The organism is Gramella sp. AN32 (assembly GCF_023718305.1).
In the GTDB taxonomy this organism is placed as follows: domain Bacteria; phylum Bacteroidota; class Bacteroidia; order Flavobacteriales; family Flavobacteriaceae; genus Christiangramia; species Christiangramia antarctica.
In genome coordinates this window covers 493,032-510,991 of sequence record NZ_QEYO01000001.1, presented here as the reverse complement: position 1 = coordinate 510,991, position 17,960 = coordinate 493,032, and the positions used below count along the sequence as shown (strand labels likewise).

Below are 17,960 nucleotides of genomic sequence, written 5' to 3'. Positions count from 1 at the left end.
TGCGTTATTTTAGTCTTCATTGGAAGGTTTTCCTATAGTGGCCAGAATACCTCCATCTACATATAAGATATGGCCATTTACAAAGTTGCTGGCGCTTGATGACAGGAATATGGCTGCACCTGCCAGGTCGTTGGGATCGCCCCATTTCGCTGCCGGGGTGCGTTGTATAATAAAATCATTAAAAGGATGGCCATCTTTCCGGATTGGTTCAGTTTGGGAAGTAGCAAAATAGCCAGGGCCAATTCCATTTACCTGGATATTGTGCTTCGCCCATTCTGTAGCCATGTTTTTGGTTAGCATTTTAAGTCCGCCTTTAGCAGCCGCATATGCCCCCACAGTGTTTCTTCCTAATTCCGTCATCATAGAACAGATATTAACGATTTTCCCCTGCTTTCTTTTTATCATTCCTTTTACGACATGCTTAGAAACTATAAAAGGGCTCACCAGGTCTATATCTATCACTTGCTTAAAGTCTGAAACTTCCATTTTTTCTAAAGGGATGCGCTTAATGATCCCTGCATTGTTAAAGAGGACATCTATAGGTGCAACCTCTTTTTCTATTTTTTCAATGGCGGCAATTACTTCTTTTTCTTCTGCGACATTAAACTTATAGCCTATGGCACTGATTCCTTCTGCCTTATAGGTTTCTACAGCTTTATCTATCTTTTCCTGTGAGGAATTTCCGTTTACGATAATTGTAGCCCCGGCATTTCCAAGCCCTTTGGCCATGGCCATTCCCAGACCGTGGGTGCTTCCGGTAACAAGTACTGTTTTTCCTTTTAAATCAAATAAATTTAGTGACATAGTTATTTTAATTCGGTGATTTTAGCTACATCCATATCGGTATAATCAAGGTTCTCACCGGCCATTCCCCAAATAAAAGTATAATTGGAAGTTCCTGACCCGGCGTGAATGGACCATGGTGGCGAAATAACTGCTTCGTGGTTTTGCATCCAGATATGTCGGGTTTCTTGTGGCTCTCCCATAAAATGACATACCGACTGTCCTTCGGGTACTTCCAGGTAGAAATAGACTTCCATACGGCGGTCATGGGTATGTGCCGGCATCGTATTCCAAACGCTACCCCTTTTAAGTTCGGTCATTCCCATTTGCAACTGGCAGGTCGTTACGATCCCCCCAATAATCATTTGATTTACGGTACGGTCATTTGCAGTCTCCAAGGATCCCAGTTCCAGTTTGTTCGCTTCAGATAGGCTAACCTTTTTGGTAGGGTAACTGGTGTGGGCAGGAGCTGAATTCAGATAAAATTTGGCTGGGTCTTTTGGATCATCACTTTTAAAGGTAACATCTTTATTACCCTGGCCGATATAAAGGGCGTCTTTATGCTCCAGCTTATATGAAGTGTCATCAACCAAGACCTCGCCACTTGCACCAACATTAATTATTCCCAGCTCTCTTCGTTCTAAGAAATAATCGGCCTTTAAAAGATCGATGGTTTCCAGTTTTAAAGGTTCTAAAGGTACTGCGGACCCAGCGATATACCTGTCGTAATGCGTATGGACCAAATTGATTTTAGCTTGCTCCATAAGATTATTGATTAGAAACTCTTCCCGCAATTGGGAAGTATCATATTTCTTCACGGTTTGTGGAGAAGAAGCATATCTGGTTTCGAAGGATATTGTTGACATTATAATTTTTTTTATAGTTTAATTTGAGCTCTTATTTAATGAGATTCTTGAGATCTTCTAATTCCAAGTTCCAAACCTCTCAATTCGGCAAGCCCTCTAAGCCGACCTATCCCTGAATATCCCGGATTGGTTTTTTTCTTCAGATCGTCTAACATTTTATGACCATGATCTGGTCTAAAAGGCATTCTTACATCTTTTCTGCCGCTTTTTATTCGTTTTTCTTGCTCAGTAATCAGAGCTTTCATTACCGCATACATATCTACATCGCCTTCTAAATGGTTGGCTTCATGAAAATTCCCTTTTTCATCCCGTTTTGTGCTACGTAGATGAATAAAATGAATACGATTTCCCAAACGATCTATCATGCCGGGTAGGTCATTGTCTTCACGAACCCCAAATGATCCCGTGCAAAAAGTAAGTCCGTTATTGGGGCTATCTACGGCCTCATACAATTCCCGGATATCTTCTTCGGTACTTACTACCCTTGGTAAGCCTAAAATAGGGTAGGGTGGATCGTCAGGGTGGATGCACATTAAGACCCCCGCTTTTTCAGCGGCTGGAATTATATGTTTTAAAAAGCTGAACAGGTTGTTCTTTAATTCCTTCGGTCCAATATTATTGTATGTAGCGAGGATATTATTAAAATCCTTTAAAGAATAGCCTTCTTCAGCCCCTGGTAAACCCGCGATAATATTATTTACAAGCTTTTCTTTTTCTTCTTCAGTCATCCTTTCGCCTAAGGCTTTGGCCTCGGCTATCTGTTCCTCAGAATAATTTTCCCTAGAACCAGGTCGCTTCAATAAAAATAATTCGAAAAGTGCGAACGCATTAGCGTCGAATCGTAGCCCGGTAGAACCGTCTTCTATTTCATAATCGAGGTTGGTACGGGTCCAGTCCAGCACAGGCATAAAATTGTAACAAACCGTATCTATGCCACATTGGCCAAGATTGATAATACTTTGTTTGTAGTTTTCAATGAATTCCATATACCCCTCCGTTTGGGTTTTAATGTTTTCATGAATAGGTACACTTTCAACAACCGACCAATTGAGCCCGGCATCTTCTATCTGGCTTTTTCGTTTTTTAATTTCCTCAACAGGCCAAACCTCTCCATTAGGGATATGATGCAAAGCGCTTACTACACCGGTAGCCCCCGCCTGTCTGATGTCAGCTAATGAAACGGGGTCATTTGGCCCATACCATCGCCATGTATTTTCGAAACTTGATTTCATTTTTATTGATTAATTGGAAGAAGTTAAAACTTATTTTTGTTCCTGAAGGTTACTCCAGACCTGTTCCGGAATTCTATATTTAAACGCCGCTATAGGCACTAAAGCCGCCATCTATAGGGACCACAACTCCAGTTACGAAGGCAGAACCTTCCCCGCACAACCATAAGGTAGTACCTATAAGGTCTTCGGGCTCCCCGAACCTTCCCATAGGGGTTTGGTCTATAATTGTATTGCCTCGTGGGGTAAGGCTACCATCTCCTTTAGTTAATAAGGCCCGATTTTGATCGGTTAGGAAAAATCCTGGAGCCAAAGCATTCACACGAATGTTAACTTTGGCAAAATGCACAGCCAGCCACTGGGTAAAATTTGAAACAGCCGCTTTTGCACCACTATAAGCAGGAATTTTTGTGAGGGGTGTAAAGGCGTTCATAGAAGAAATATTTAGGATGCTACAGCCTTTTTTTCCTATCATATCTTTAGCAAAAACCTGGGTGGGCAATAAAGTACCAATAAAGTTCAAATCAAAAACAAATTTAATCCCCTCTGTATCCAGGTCGAAAAATGTTTTAAAATCGGCTTCATTATTTTCTAGGTCCTCTTCTAATAAATGAGTATTGGAAGTGGTTCCTTTAGGGTGGTTTCCACCAGCTCCATTAACGAGTATTTCACAGCTTCCCAATTGCTCATTGATTGTTTTTTTGGCTTTCTCCAGGGAATCTCTCTTTAAAACATTGGCTTCAACACCAATAGCTGTTCCCCCGGCAGCATTTATTTTATCTGCTACTTCGTCTGCTGCTTCCTTTTTAAGGTCCAGAATCGCTATTTTATGCCCTTTTTCTGCCAGGGCTATGGCCAGGGTGCTACATAAAACACCTCCGGCACCTGTTAATACTATTACTTTACTCATATCCTGCTTTTAATTCTTTGTTGGGATTATTCGCTATTCCCAAAAATAATAAAAAATGTACAATCGATTGTATATTTCTGAAAATGTTTAATTTTATCTTTTATTTTACAAATTTAATTAGCGCTTTAATTTCAACCATTGAAAATTTCCATTTCAGGTTAATGAATCCTTTTATTTTTCTTATCCTCTACAACCAATGAAAAAAGCAACCATACATGAAATAGCTAAGGCTTTGAATATTGATAGCTCTACTGTATCGAGGGCTCTCAATAATAATAGTAGAGTTGCAAAAAAAACAAAAGAAAAGGTGTTTAATAAAGCTAAGGAACTGGGCTATAAACCTAATCTTTTAGCATCCAACTTAAGAAAAAACAGAAGTAATACTATTGGTGTGGTAGTACCACGAATCTCCAGGTATTTCTTCTCCACTATTATTGCGGGTATTGAAGAAGTAGCTTTTAAGGAAGGATTTAATGTGGTAATTTCCCAGTCTTTAGAGCAGGTGAAAAGGGAAAAGAAGATAATGGACAATTTTGTTTCCAATAGAGTAGATGGCGTATTGATGTCCATTGCATGGGAATCTAATGATTTCCAACATTTACAGAATTTGGAAGGGCTTGGTATTCCATTGGTTTTTCTTGATAGGCATCCGGCTAGTTTAGAATCTTGTAATAAAGTAATTATTGATGATTATAAAGGAGCTTGTGAGGCTGTAGACCACTTAATCAAGAGTGGTTGTAAAAAAATTGCCCATTTTGCAGGGCCTCAATTTCTTGAAATCTACAAATCGAGGTTAAAAGGTTATTCGGACACCCTGAAAAAAAATAAATTAAAATCGGAGCCTAAACTTATTGTAGCCTCACATTTGATGAAAGACGATGGATTTAATATTATGAGGGATTTACTGGAAAAACATCCTGATATTGACGGAGTTTTTTCAGCTAATGATGAAGCAGCCGTTGGAGCGATAAAGTTTCTAAAAAAGATAGGGAAGAAAGTGCCCGAGGATATTTCTATTGTGGGTTTTAGTAATGATCCGCTTTCTGAAGTTGTGGAACCCCCATTAACCACAGTAGATCAATTTGGTGCTGAAATGGGGAAAAAGGCATGTGAACTGTTAATTCAAAACATAAAGCATCAAAAGGATGATCCTTTTCAATATCAAACAATCATCTTAAGTCCTAAGCTTATTGAAAGAGAGTCTAGCCGGGGAGTAATAGAACGACGCATTAATTAAATACTACTTTTTCAAGCCTGAAATTTAAGATATTGACCAACACTGGATTTAATTTGGGAGAAAACTTTCATCTTTAAATTGAGAAATTCTCAGTAATCCCCCACAGCGCAATGCTTATTTAGTATACAATTTCTTCAATTTTATATATGCGATATTGGGCATAAACAACTTTATTTTTTTAATTAGTGTTTTTTACGAAACGCTTTTCGTAAATTAAAAAATCAATTATACTAAATATAATATATTGATAATCATATATTTAAATGTTATTTCTGAATATTTATTTATTTCGTGTTACGAAAATAAATAAATAAATTTTCGGAAATAATTGGAGTCTCATCTGCCATCTATTATTTTTATCTAATTAAAATATCTCTTTTTTAAAGAATCCGATTTAGAAAAATAGAAAATAATAGGGATTTCGTAAAAATTGATACATAAATTCTCCAAATTCTTAAAATGGGTTTTCTAAGAAGATCACGAAATATTTAAATAATTTAAGTGAACTCAATGTACTATATAGGTTTAGATCTGGGAAGTTCTTCCATAAAAGCAGCGATAATTCAAGCTGATTCAGGAAAGTCTGTTAAGGTAGTAACCGAACCGGAGGATGAAATGGAGATCAATGCCCCACAGGTGGGTTGGGCCGAGCAAGACCCTGAAACCTGGTGGAAGCATGTATGCAGGGCGATAAAGAAACTTTTAAAATCAACTAAAGTTGACGCGTCTACTATAAAAGGGATAGGGATATCCTACCAGATGCATGGTTTGGTGCTGGTAAACGAAAAAGGAAATGTCCTTAGAAATTCAATTATTTGGTGTGACAGCCGTGCTGTAGAGATTGGTAAAAAAGCCTTTCAGGAGATTGGCGAAGAACGATGTACCTCCCATTTATTGAATTCCCCGGCAAATTTTACTGCTTCAAAATTAAAGTGGGTCAAGGAAAATGAACCAACTACTTATCGGCAGGCCTATAAAATGATGCTTCCTGGCGATTTTATTGCTTTTAAGCTTTCCGGGACTATTAATACTACGCTTTCAGGGCTTTCTGAAGGAATCTTCTGGGATTTTAAATCCAATAATATATCCAATAGTCTTTTGGAATATTATGGCCTGGATAAAAGCCTTATCCCGGAAATTGTAGATACATTTTCAGTTCAATCAACTTTATCCAAAGAAGGCGCAATTGCTTGTGGTTTGGCTGAAGGTATTCCCATTTTGTACAGGGCAGGGGACCAGCCCAACAATGCTTTGTCCTTAAATGTATTTAATCCGGGAGAGGTAGCTGCTACAGGAGGTACTTCCGGGGTTTTATATGCGGTAACCGATAGTTTGTCGGCCAAAGAAACCACCCGGGTCAATAATTTCGCCCATGTAAATTATAGCGCCGATGCCCCAAGGATAGGAAAACTACTGAATATAAATGGTGCCGGGATCATGTACCGATGGTTAAAAGAAAATTTGAAAGTTGATTCTTATGAGGAAATGAACCAGTTGGCCTCTAAAGTCAATATAGGATCTGAAGGCGCAATAATTATCCCTTTTGGCAATGGGGCCGAACGTATGCTGGAAAATGAGATGACCGGGATGCAACTTAACGGTGTGAATTTTAATATACATAACAGGGCACATCTATGCCGGGCTGCTTTAGAAGGGATCGCTTTTTCTTTTGTTTACGGTATGGAAATCCTTAAAAATGACGAAACTCCTATCCATGTAATACGTGCGGGGAACGATAACCTTTTTAGGTCTGAAATATTTGCCGATGCCGTAGCCAGCCTTATCAATCAGGAAATTGAAATCTACAATACTACCGGGGCTATAGGTGCGGCCAGGGCGGCAGGTTTGACCGATGGGGCTTATAAGGATTTAAATTCAGTTGTAGCGCAAAATGATCTTGAAAAAGTTTATAAGCCACGAAAAAACCAGGCTGAGTATACGAATGCCTATTTAAAATGGAAAGAACAATTAAAAAACATATTAAAAAATAAACAATAATGAAATACTTTGATAAAATAGGAAAAATCAAATTTGAAGGAAAAGCTTCAGACAACCCTCTTGCCTTTAAATATTACGATCCCAATAAGGTGGTAGCGGGAAAAACCATGAAAGAACATTTTAAATTTGCGGTAGCCTACTGGCATACTTTCACAGGTACGGGTGCAGATCCTTTTGGACCTGGTACCCTGCAATTCCCCTGGGATAAACCATCAGATGCTATTGAAGCCGCCAAAGCCAAAGCTGATGCGGCATTCGAGTTTATTTCCAAATTAGGCTTTGATTATTACTGTTTTCACGATTTCGACTTAATCAGAGAAGGGGCAAGTTTTTCAGAATCGGAAAAAAGACTTTCTACGATCGTGGATTATTTAAAACAAAAACAACAGGAGACGGGGATAAAACTATTGTGGGGAACCGCGAATTGTTTTTCCAATCCACGTTACATGAATGGTGCAGCGACGAATCCCGATTTCAACGTACTGGCCAGAGCGGGGGGACAGATAAAGCTGGCCCTGGATGCTACCATCGAATTAGGAGGCGAAAATTACGTGTTTTGGGGAGGCCGTGAAGGTTATATGAGCCTTTTAAATACCAATATGAAAAAGGAGCAGGAGCATATGGGAATGTTCCTGGCCAAAGCCAGGGATTATGCCAGGGCACAAGGTTTTAAAGGAACCTTCTTCATTGAACCAAAACCTATGGAACCGATGAAACATCAGTATGATTTTGATGCCGCTACCTCCATCAACTTTTTAAGGGAATATAACCTGGATAAAGACTTTAAACTCAATATCGAGGTGAACCATGCTACCCTGGCACAACATACTTTTCAACATGAACTGCAGGTAGCAGCCGATGCCAATATGCTGGGAAGCATAGACGCTAACCGTGGTGACTATCAAAATGGTTGGGATACAGATCAGTTTCCTAATAATGTTTATGAAGTTACCGAAGCCATGCTCGTCTTTTTAGAAGCTGGTGGTGTTCAAGGTGGTGGGGTAAATTTTGATGCTAAAATCAGAAGAAATTCAACCGATATGGAAGATGTTTTCCATGCCCATATTGGCGGTGCCGATGTTTTTGCACGTGCACTTTTGGCCGCAGAATCTATATTGGAATCCTCTGCATATAAAAATCTACGTAAGGAACGTTATAGTTCGTTCGATTCAGGAAAGGGGGCCTCTTTTGAAAGAGGAAAATTAAGCCTGGAAGAGCTCTATGAGCTTGCAAAAGAAAATGGTGAATTGCAACTTCAAAGTGGAAAACAAGAATTGTTTGAAAATATTATTAATCAGTATATCTAATAATCAGCGTTTATGTCTACATCTACAAGTAATGCATATTTACTAAAGCTTACCCTGGTTGCTACCTTAGGAGGCCTTTTGTTCGGTTACGATACGGCGGTGATATCGGGAACGGTGAGTTCCCTGGAAAGCTTTTTCGTCCTGCCCTTTGGTTTAGGGGAAATGGATGCCAATTCACGGTTGGGATTTGTTGTTTCCAGCGCGCTGATTGGTTGTATAATAGGTGGTATTTCCGGGGGTGTTATCAGTAAAAGCATGGGGCGTAGAAATGGATTGCTGTTAGCGGCATTTCTATTCCTGCTTTCAGCGCTGGGATCGGCGATGCCCGAAATGTTTTTTGAAGCTATCGGCGAGGGCGACCATACCTATATTTATATTTTTATTGGGTATAGGATCATTGGTGGAATTGGCGTAGGACTGGCTTCTATGCTTTCCCCATTGTATATTTCTGAAATTGCTCCTGCCAAAATCAGGGGAAAACTGGTGTCCCTAAACCAATTTGCCATCATTTTCGGGATGCTGATAGTTTATTTTGTGAATTATTATATCGCCAGTCAGGGGGATGATACCTGGTTGAACACCGTGGGATGGCGTTGGATGTTTGCTTCGGAAATTATTCCTGCAAGCCTTTTTCTAATCCTCTTACTTTTAGTTCCGGATACCCCGCGTTCGTTGGTGTTGAAAGATAAACCGAAAAAAGCCCTGGATGTATTGATCAAAGTGAATGGTGTGGAAGAGGCCAATAAAATTCTAAAAGAGATAAGAAGTACTGTTGTACACCATTCTGGAAAATTGTTCTCTTATGGGACTACGGTAATAGTTATCGGTATCTTATTATCCATCTTTCAGCAATTTGTAGGAATTAATGTAGTGTTATACTATGCTCCTGAAATTTTCAAAAATATGGGTACCGAGACAGATACCGCATTATTGCAGACTATTATCGTAGGAGCAGTAAATCTTCTGTTCACGGTTCTGGCTATCTTAACGGTAGATAAGTTTGGAAGAAAGCCTTTAATGAGTATAGGAGCCTTAGGGATGGCCTTGTCTATGTTCGCGCTGGGTACCGTATTTTTCTCGCAAACCCTAGGCCTTATAGCCTTAATCTGTATGCTGGTTTATGTGGCCAGTTTTGCCATGAGCTGGGGGCCGGTTACCTGGGTATTGCTATCAGAAATTTTTCCAAATAAAATAAGGGGAAAGGCCATGGCAGTAGCCGTTGCCGCACAATGGATATCAAATTATCTTGTATCCTGGAGCTTCCCACTTATGGATAAGAATTCCTATTTAATTGAAAAGTTCAATCATGGTTTCGCTTATTGGCTCTATGGTTTTATGGCTATTTTGGCCATGTTATTGGTGTGGAAATTCGTGCCGGAGACCAAAGGGAAGTCATTGGAGGAGATGGATAATTTATGGGCCAGAAAGGATGCCCCTTATTTGGAATCTGACAAAGTTTAAATAGTCCTATACCAAAGAAAATATGATACATAAAATCAGAAAAGTTATAGGACTTAAATAGAACGCTGAAGTGAATAAAGGGATGGAACATTGCTTAAACCGGGATCTATTCAAAAATTATTAATTCTCTATATTTAGTCTAAATATACAAGTCCTTCAGGATGACAAAGCTTACTCTAAAAGATATTGCCAAGGTTTTTAATGTTTCCATTTCAACGGCATCAAAAGCATTAAATAATAAAGAGGATATTAGCCAGAAGCTTCGTGGAGAAATTCAACTCTTTGCGGCCGAAAACAATTATCGTCCAAACAGGGCTGCCCAGATCCTAATTACTAAACAATCTAAGACCATCGGGCTAATCCTTCCGAATATATTGAACTATTTTTTTACGCAGGTATTTTGCGGGGTGGAAAAGATTGCCAATGAGCGGGGTTATAAAATTATTACCGGTATTACTGGTGATTCACATCAGAAAGAAGTGGATATTCTCAATTTTTTAGGAGGTGGATCTATTGACGGCCTTATAGTTTCCTTAGCAGAAGAAACCCAACAAGTGGAAGATGTAAAACATTTAGGAGTATTCGTAAACAATAATATTCCTATTGTACTATTTGATAGGGTTACCGATAAAATTGAATGCGACAAAGTAATTGTTGATGACCTCGAAGGAGCCTACAGGGCAACAAAGCATTTCTTAAGTACTTCCTGTGAAACCGTTGCCATGGTTACCCCTATTGGCCATTCCAGCGTTGGAAAATTACGAGAAAAGGGCTACAGGCAGGCTTTGGAAGAACAGGGGATTGCTTATGATGATAAATTGATCTTACGCCTAAGTCCAAAAGACGACCTGGAATTACTGATGTCTTTTTTATTAAATTATAAAAAGATAGATGGAATTTTAGTGCTTGATGAGCTTACGGCCGTGGAAGTCCAACGCATTGTAAAGCAAAGGGGATATGTGGTGCCAGACGATGTGTCTATAATAGGATTTACAAGTGGAATGTTGTCGAAATATGTAACACCTTCCCTTACCGTAATGAGCCAGCATAGTTCTTACATAGGTGAGCAGGCAGCACAAATTTTAATAGATCGTATAGAAAATTCACCTAGATTGGATAAGTATAAAACAAAAATAATTAAAACGAGCCTCTTGGTAAGGGACTCTACAAAAAAATTATAATTCAAACCGGGAATAACTAAAATTGGAAAAAAAATTTAGGTAAAGCATTGTAAATGGAGAGGAAGATGTTTTGAATCCCTCCGGGGTCACTTTTAAAAGCCTGTTGTGTTTTAGACAGGCTTTTATTATAAATTCAAATCCTGTCTTTCCAGAAATTTAAAAATAGTTTGGTAAAATCTTTCTTTTTGATCCAACCAGCCATAATGTTTGGTTTTTGGAAGGAAAAAAAGTTCTGAATTTGGTAAAATTTCATCTGCCTTTTTCGGTATTGAAATGTCAACCACATCATCTTCTCCATGGATAATCAAAACGGGTTTATCAAATTTTTTCATTTGATTTATGACATTAAAATTCATAGCTCTGAGATCTTGCCAAACTAAATTATTAATTTCCATATTTCCCTGAGTAAGCCTTTCAGCAACAACTGGAATATACTCGCGATTATAAACATATGCCGGAGCCAGAAAAGTTGCTCTTTTGTAACGGGTAGAAAAGGAGATATCGCCATTATCAATTTTTTCAGTATAGAATTGGAGCGAATCTCGCTCTAATTGAGATAATCCAGATCTAATATCGAGATTATTCAATAGAGTTAGATCCATTCCTCCCGATGATGATTGAATCATTGCCACTATATTTTCAGGATGTTTTGAAGCATAATAGTATCCCAACATACCGCCAAAAGAATGTCCCATAATTATCCATTTATCGACTCCAAGTTTCTTTCTTAGTTTTTCCATATCTCCTACCATGGCATCTAGGGTTATTGTTTTAGAATTTACATTCTTAAGATAAGATTTCCCGGTGCCTCGCTGATCATATAATATTGTTTTATAATTTTTACTAAGTGCAATAGCCAGAGGTTTAAACCCTTCGCTGTTAAATCCTGGACCACCATTAATGATAAGAAGAGGTGGGCCTTCTCCATATACCGTATAATGAATACTTGTTTGCTGATCCTTAAAGGGTTCTCCTGGAAACAGAAAATGCAGACTATATAAAAATATAATAGAAATTAAAATTGCTCTCATGTCTTGTATTTATAATAGAAAGTTATTTTTTATTTATTGCAGAACTAGAATTTTGATATCAATGCAGCTATAATTGAATTAAAATATTTTCTTTTCAAATAAAATATTTTAATTCAAAACTCATCTTAAATGGAAAGATCTATCTATAACTATCTGTAAATAAGAAAAGTATAATTTATGTACTTAGTCGATTTTAATGAATTATTCTTCGATTATTTCAAATTTTTTAATGATTAAACAATAAAAAAGTATTCATTTGATAATTCTTTTGAAGCTGGACATCCTACTACCCGAGCAAAAGATAGAAGACCCTTGCAGGGGTTAATTTCAGTTCACAACTTAAACCATATTGAATGATGAAAATTCTACCTTTTTTAGGTGCGAATTCCAGGGCGGTTATCCTGAATTTCACCCTTATTTTTCTATCGACTCTTGGATTTGCGCAAAGCGTAACTACAGACAAAGATGATTATGCTCCTGGTGAGTATGTGATAATTACGGGTTCAGGATGGCAAGCCGGTGAAACCGTTAGTTTCCATTTTGATGAAACCCCTAAACCTGCTACTTGTTTGTTATCTCATGATCTATTTGCAGTTGCAGATGCTTCCGGAAACATTTCTAATAGTGAATTTTTAGTAAAGCAAAATCATCTGGGGGTAGCTTTTGTGTTGACAGCAACAGGTCTCACATCTGGATTTACGGCGACTGCTGAGTTTACAGATGCAAATGTAAGAGTTAGAACATCTGGCGGGAATATAACAGTGACTGCCAGACTTAATAATACTTTAAATTGTTCTGGAAGTGGAACGAATTCTAGCGGTACGGCTACTACAGGAAATGATTATTCTATAGCTGTAACAAGTACTCAATCAGTACAACTTACCGCTCCGGCTACAAATTCACTTGGTCAAATTTTTGATGAATGGACATCCAATACAACTTTCAGTATTCCAGATCCTTCTAATCCAAGATTAATTTGTATTTCAGGTAATGTGAGTAATGGTTCAGTAACTTATACAGCGAACTATACCACCTGCAATTCTCCAATAATTACTTCACAACCTACAAGCCAAACAATCACCTATGGAAATGCTAACCCTGTTTTCTCTGTAATAGCTTCTGGGACATCCCCTTCTTATCAATGGCAATATAGAATTAATAGTTCAACTACCTGGATAGCCATTTCTGGTGCTACATCTTCAACATATACTGTTACGAATCCAACTGTAGCTATGAGTGGATACCAATATCGAACTGTAATTTCAGGATGTAATACATCAGTAACCAGTAATGACGCTGTGTTAACTATAAATAAAAAATCAATATTTGGAAACTTCACTGCTGAAAGTAAGGTTTATGATGGAAATAATACTGCCGTTGTTCTAAGCAGTTCCCTTTCAGGAATTGTATCAAATGATGCCGTAGATTTAAGTGGAGGCAATGCTACTTTCGATAATTCAAACTCAGGAACAAATAAAATAGTCACTTTAAATGATTCTTATTTAAGCGGAGCTTCTGCAGGAAATTATAATTTGGTTTCGGTTTCTACAACAACTGCAAATATTACCAAAGCTGATGCTGTCGTTTCAGTAACTGGATATAGCGGAGTGTACGATGGAATAGCTCATGGAGCAAGTGGCACTGCCAAAGGGGTTCAGGATGAAGCTTTAAACGGATTAAACCTTGGAGCCAGTTTTACCAATGTTCCTGGCGGAACAGCCAGCTGGACATTTACCGATGCTAGCGGAAACTATAAAGATCAGTCAGGTTCTGTAGCTATTGATATTACTAAAGCAGATGCTGTCGTTTCAGTAACTGGATATAACGTTGTATACGATGGATTATCCCATGGAGCAAGTGGCACTGCCAAAGGTGTTCAAAATGAAGTTTTATCAGGATTAGACCTTGGAGCCAGTTTTGCCAATGTACCCGGCGGCACTGCCAATTGGACTTTTACCGATGTTACCGGGAATTATAAAGATCAGTCAGGTTCTGTAGCTATTGCTATTACCAAAGCCGATGCAATTGTTTCCGTGACAGGATATAGCGGAATTTACGATGGATTATCTCATGGCGCAACCAGCTCAGCTAAAGGCGTTCAGAATGAAGCTTTAACAGGTTTAAATCTTGGGGCCAGTTTTACCAATGTCCCCGGAGGAAATGCCAATTGGAGTTATACAGATGCCACCGGAAACTATAAAGATCAGTCCGGTTCAGTAGTTATTGAAATTACGAAAGCCGATGCGATAGTTTCTGTTGACGGATATAGTGGTGTTTACGATGGATTATCTCATGGAGCTAGCGGCACTGCCAAAGGAATTCAGGATGAAGTTTTATCAGGATTAGACCTTGGAGCCAGTTTTACCAATGTACCCGGTGGCACTGCCCACTGGAGTTTTACGGATGCTACCGGAAACTATAACAACAAGTCAGGTTCTGTAGTTGTTGAAATTACGAAAGCGACTATAATCGCAACGGCACAAAATTTTTCCAAATATTGTGGTCGGCTTAATCCTTTATTCACTGTATCTTATTCAGGTTTTGTGAATGGTGAGACCATAACTGTTATTGATGTACAGCCTATAGCAAATTCAGTTGCGAATGCTACCAGCACAGGTGCTTCTTATCCAATTACAGTTTCCGGTGGATTTGATAATAATTATCAATTCACCTATGTAAGTGGATTATTAACAATTAATAGTATAACCATAGATGCCAGTGCCAGTAGTAGTCCTGTTAAGGTGAATACTGAAGCAAAATTGATTGCAAAAGTTAATCCAGCTGTTGAAGGTGTTTTGGTTAATTTTAGTCTGGATGGAATACTGAAAGGTAATGCCCTCACTAATGATGAAGGGGTTGCAACATTGAACATCTCAGGTTTGGAAACAGGAGTATATGTAGTATCCGCAATTGCAGGGGGTGGTTGTGATCGCTCAGAAGCATATTTACCGGTATATGATCCCAACGGTGGCTTTGTAACCGGCGGCGGATGGATTGAATCCCCTGCTATCGCAATGTCCTCAGGTGTAACTGGAAAAGCTAATTTTGGTTTTAATGCCAAGTACAAAACAGGTAAAAATAATATTGCTGAGGTAGATGGCAATACCAATTTTCAATTTAAAACTGGTAACCTGAATTTTTCAAGTGAAGGACACGATAATATGTCTTTGGTGATTTCCGGAAAAAAGGCAACTTATACCGGTACAGGAACTGTAAATGGTATAGGAAATCACAGATTTCGTGTGATCGCCATTGATGGTGATTCTGACACTCCTTTAAGCCCCGATCAGTTCAGAATTAAGATCTTTGCAAATGGTTCAACCTCAGATGTATTATATGACAACCAGAGAGATGCTGGAGAAGAGTCTGATCTTGCAACAACAATTTTAGGGGGCTCCATCGTAATTCATAAACCTAAAGGAAGTGGAAAATCTGCAGAAATTGACCTCAAAGTAGTTTCTGCAGCTTCAGCTGAACCCATAATAATCGTAAATTCTTTAGAAATTGCGCCAAACCCTGTATTAAGTATTTCTGAAGTTAGATTTAGTTTAAAAGTGAATTCAAGTGCAAACCTTCAGGTTTATGATTATAATGGAAGGTTGGTTAAAACCTTATTTTCAGGAAATGTTGCTGCATATGAAGTAGTTCAAATAGAATTTAGTAAAGACAATTTAATGGCTGGCATCTATATTTGTAAGTTGACGACAGGGGATGGTCAAACTTATGAAAAACAGATCGCTGTTAAATAAAGCCGAATATGAAATCTTTAAAAGCCTCACTTTTAACAGGGAGGCTTTTTTATTTTTACTTTTTTTTAAGCGTGAGCGTTAAATGTTTTACAAAATATTTTTATAAAAGCAATAAGCCTCTAAATTTACCCCACATAAAATATAAAAGTTATGGCCGCTTATTTCAATAGTACTCAACTTAGATTATCCCTTAAAGAAGTTGTTGCAGATTATATTACAGAATGTAAAAATTGTGGGGAATTAAATCAGGATTGTATAGATTTATTAAGACATAACTATCTGGCAGATTTTGTAGTCTATAATAAAGAAACAAGGTCGATAGAAGTGGGAATTAATAAGAATGAACTTTTTGACGGCTATCCTGAAATTGAAATTTATACATTTCCAATTGAACATGCATTGAAAAAAATAGATCATTCATTTCGTAATAATAATGAAGACCTTGAATTTTACGGTAGATTGATTGGGAGAAGAAAAGGACTTGGATCTAATTCTGTAGTTGTTTTAAACTAATATTATTCCATATATAATCTGAAAACCTCGCTTATTAGTGAGGTTTTTTATTTTTAGAAATATTGTTCATGATCATTTTGGCATGAATTCTAGAATTTTCTATAAACCATTTATGGGTTTCAGTTCCACCGCAAATAACACCGGCCAGATACATGCCCGGTACATTAGTTTCCATTGTTTCATCATCGTATTGAGGGATCTTTTTGCCATCGTTAGATAATTTAATTCCCAGATCTTGTAAGAACTTAAAATTGGGGCGATAACCAGTGAGCAATAAAACAAAGTCATTCTCGAGTATTTTTTCTCCTTCCGGAGTATTTAAAACAACTTCAGTCTCTCTTATTTCCTTAATATCTGAATGAAAATAAGCTTTTATGCTTCCTTCCTCTATTCGGTTTACAATATCCGGTCTTACCCAATATTTTACCCGTGAACCAATTTCCGCCTGACGAACAACCATGCTTACCTCTCCGCCTTTACGATAAATTTCCAGGGCAGCATCTACAGCAGAATTACTTGCGCCTACTACCACAGTCTTTTGGGTGGCGTAATAATGTGGGTCATTATAATAATGTGAAACTTTCGGCAGATCTTCTCCCGGGATATTCAGAAAATTGGGGATGTCATAAAATCCAGTAGCGATAATGATATTTTTCGCGAGATATTCCGCCTTTGTAGTGAACACTTTATGCCAATTATCCTCAATCGTTTCTACGGAATTTACCTTTTCAAAAAGTTTAATATTAATTTCATTTGTCGTAGCGATCCTTCGGTAATATTCTAATGCTTCCCTTTTTACAGGTTTGGGATTACTACTAATAAAAGGTATGCTATCCAGTTCAAGCTTTTCAGAAGTGGAGAAAAAAGTCATGTTAGTAGGGTAGTGGTACAGTGAATTTACCAGGCAACCCTTTTCCAGAACGATATAGGATAATTTTTTCTTTTGAGCTTCTAAAGCGCAGGCTATTCCTATAGGCCCCCCTCCAATAATTACAACGTCGAACTTATTTTCCAGAATTTGCAATTTTTCTCAAGTTTTTGATGGTTTCCGGCTGATTATCAGATTTAAAAACAAAACTACCTGCAACAAGAACATCTGCACCGGCTTTTGCCAATGCCATGGCATTCTCATCAGTCACACCACCGTCAATTTCAATTATGGTGTTAGCATTTTTTTGAGCGATTAATTGCTTGAGCCTATGAATTTTATGGTAAGTATTTTCAATAAAACTTTGTCCGCCAAAACCGGGATTCACACTCATGATAAGGACCAGGTCAATATCCTGAAGAACATCTTGTAAAAGATCTACAGAAGTATGTGGATTAAGTGCAACTCCGGCTTTCATTCCGGCAGCTTTTATAGCCTGAAGGCTCCTATGCAAATGTGTGCACGCTTCATAATGTACCGTAAGAATATCAGCCCCAAGATCTGCGAATTCCTGAATATATCGGTCAGGATCCACGATCATCAAATGAACATCAATTGTTTTCTTGGCATGTTTTGAAATTGCTTTCAGAACCGGCATTCCGTAAGAAATATTCGGGACAAATACGCCGTCCATAATATCGATATGGAACCAGTCTGCTTTACTTTCGTTAACCATTTCAATATCCCGTTGGAGATTTCCAAAATCTGCAGCAAGTAGGGAAGGGGCAATCAATGTTTCGGTCATTTTTATTTACTTTCTATGGCAA

Annotated in this window: 14 protein-coding genes; 7 read left to right on the top strand and 7 right to left on the bottom strand. The window is 38.1% G+C overall.

What is annotated here, in order from left to right; genetic code table 11:
- Positions 1–9: 9 nt before the first annotated feature.
- From DHD80_RS02340 to DHD80_RS02325, 4 genes are all read right to left on the bottom strand, one after another.
- Positions 10–804, bottom strand: coding sequence for a gluconate 5-dehydrogenase (locus DHD80_RS02340; protein WP_251739290.1), 795 nt, complete (start codon positions 802–804; stop codon positions 10–12).
- A gap of 2 nt (positions 805–806) precedes the next feature.
- Complete coding sequence (kduI, locus tag DHD80_RS02335) at positions 807–1,649, bottom strand: 5-dehydro-4-deoxy-D-glucuronate isomerase (protein ID WP_251739288.1); 843 nt, start codon at positions 1,647–1,649, stop codon at positions 807–809.
- Between the two features lie 35 nt (positions 1,650–1,684).
- Positions 1,685–2,881: a mannonate dehydratase gene (uxuA, locus tag DHD80_RS02330; RefSeq protein ID WP_251739286.1), complete on the bottom strand. Its 1,197-nt coding sequence runs from the start codon at positions 2,879–2,881 to the stop codon at positions 1,685–1,687.
- Between the two features lie 79 nt (positions 2,882–2,960).
- The gene (locus tag DHD80_RS02325) at positions 2,961–3,788 is read right to left on the bottom strand and encodes an SDR family oxidoreductase (protein ID WP_251739284.1); all 828 of its coding nucleotides are present in this window, start codon (positions 3,786–3,788) and stop codon (positions 2,961–2,963) included.
- A 196-nt stretch (positions 3,789–3,984) separates the two neighbouring features.
- Here DHD80_RS02325 and DHD80_RS02320 point away from each other — a divergent pair, with 196 nt between their 5' ends.
- From DHD80_RS02320 to DHD80_RS02300, 5 genes are all read left to right on the top strand, one after another.
- Positions 3,985–5,025 carry a LacI family DNA-binding transcriptional regulator gene (locus DHD80_RS02320; RefSeq protein WP_251739283.1) on the top strand — a complete coding sequence of 347 codons (1,041 nt, stop codon included), beginning with the start codon at positions 3,985–3,987 and terminating at the stop codon, positions 5,023–5,025.
- Between the two features lie 510 nt (positions 5,026–5,535).
- Positions 5,536–7,023 carry an FGGY family carbohydrate kinase gene (locus DHD80_RS02315; protein ID WP_251739332.1) on the top strand — a complete coding sequence of 496 codons (1,488 nt, stop codon included), beginning with the start codon at positions 5,536–5,538 and terminating at the stop codon, positions 7,021–7,023.
- The gene (gene xylA / locus DHD80_RS02310; RefSeq protein WP_251739281.1) at positions 7,023–8,330 is read left to right on the top strand and encodes a xylose isomerase; all 1,308 of its coding nucleotides are present in this window, start codon (positions 7,023–7,025) and stop codon (positions 8,328–8,330) included. The genes DHD80_RS02315 and xylA overlap by 1 nt, the downstream gene beginning before the upstream one ends.
- A 12-nt stretch (positions 8,331–8,342) precedes the next feature.
- Positions 8,343–9,791: a D-xylose transporter XylE gene (gene xylE, locus DHD80_RS02305; protein WP_251739279.1), complete on the top strand. Its 1,449-nt coding sequence runs from the start codon at positions 8,343–8,345 to the stop codon at positions 9,789–9,791.
- A gap of 161 nt (positions 9,792–9,952) precedes the next feature.
- Complete coding sequence (locus DHD80_RS02300; protein WP_251739277.1) at positions 9,953–10,972, top strand: LacI family DNA-binding transcriptional regulator; 1,020 nt, start codon at positions 9,953–9,955, stop codon at positions 10,970–10,972.
- A 125-nt stretch (positions 10,973–11,097) separates the two neighbouring features.
- Here DHD80_RS02300 and DHD80_RS02295 read toward each other — a convergent pair whose 3' ends face one another.
- Entirely contained in the window at positions 11,098–12,003 is a 906-nt protein-coding gene (locus tag DHD80_RS02295) for an alpha/beta hydrolase (RefSeq protein ID WP_251739276.1), read from the bottom strand.
- Between the two features lie 353 nt (positions 12,004–12,356).
- On the opposite strand from DHD80_RS02295, the gene DHD80_RS02290 reads away from it, so the two are divergent.
- Positions 12,357–15,752, top strand: a complete 3,396-nt coding sequence (locus DHD80_RS02290) for an MBG domain-containing protein (RefSeq protein ID WP_251739275.1) — start codon at positions 12,357–12,359, stop codon at positions 15,750–15,752.
- 150 nt (positions 15,753–15,902) lie between these two features.
- Complete coding sequence (locus DHD80_RS02285; RefSeq protein WP_251739274.1) at positions 15,903–16,265, top strand: hypothetical protein; 363 nt, start codon at positions 15,903–15,905, stop codon at positions 16,263–16,265.
- Positions 16,266–16,299: 34 nt separating this feature from the next.
- On the opposite strand, the gene DHD80_RS02280 is transcribed toward DHD80_RS02285, so the two are convergent.
- A complete protein-coding gene (locus DHD80_RS02280) occupies positions 16,300–17,289 on the bottom strand; it encodes a YpdA family putative bacillithiol disulfide reductase (protein ID WP_251739272.1) in 990 nt (329 codons plus the stop codon).
- Positions 17,270–17,938, bottom strand: a complete 669-nt coding sequence (rpe, locus tag DHD80_RS02275) for a ribulose-phosphate 3-epimerase (protein WP_251739271.1) — start codon at positions 17,936–17,938, stop codon at positions 17,270–17,272. The genes DHD80_RS02280 and rpe overlap by 20 nt, the downstream gene beginning before the upstream one ends.
- Between the last annotated feature and the right edge of the window lie 22 nt (positions 17,939–17,960).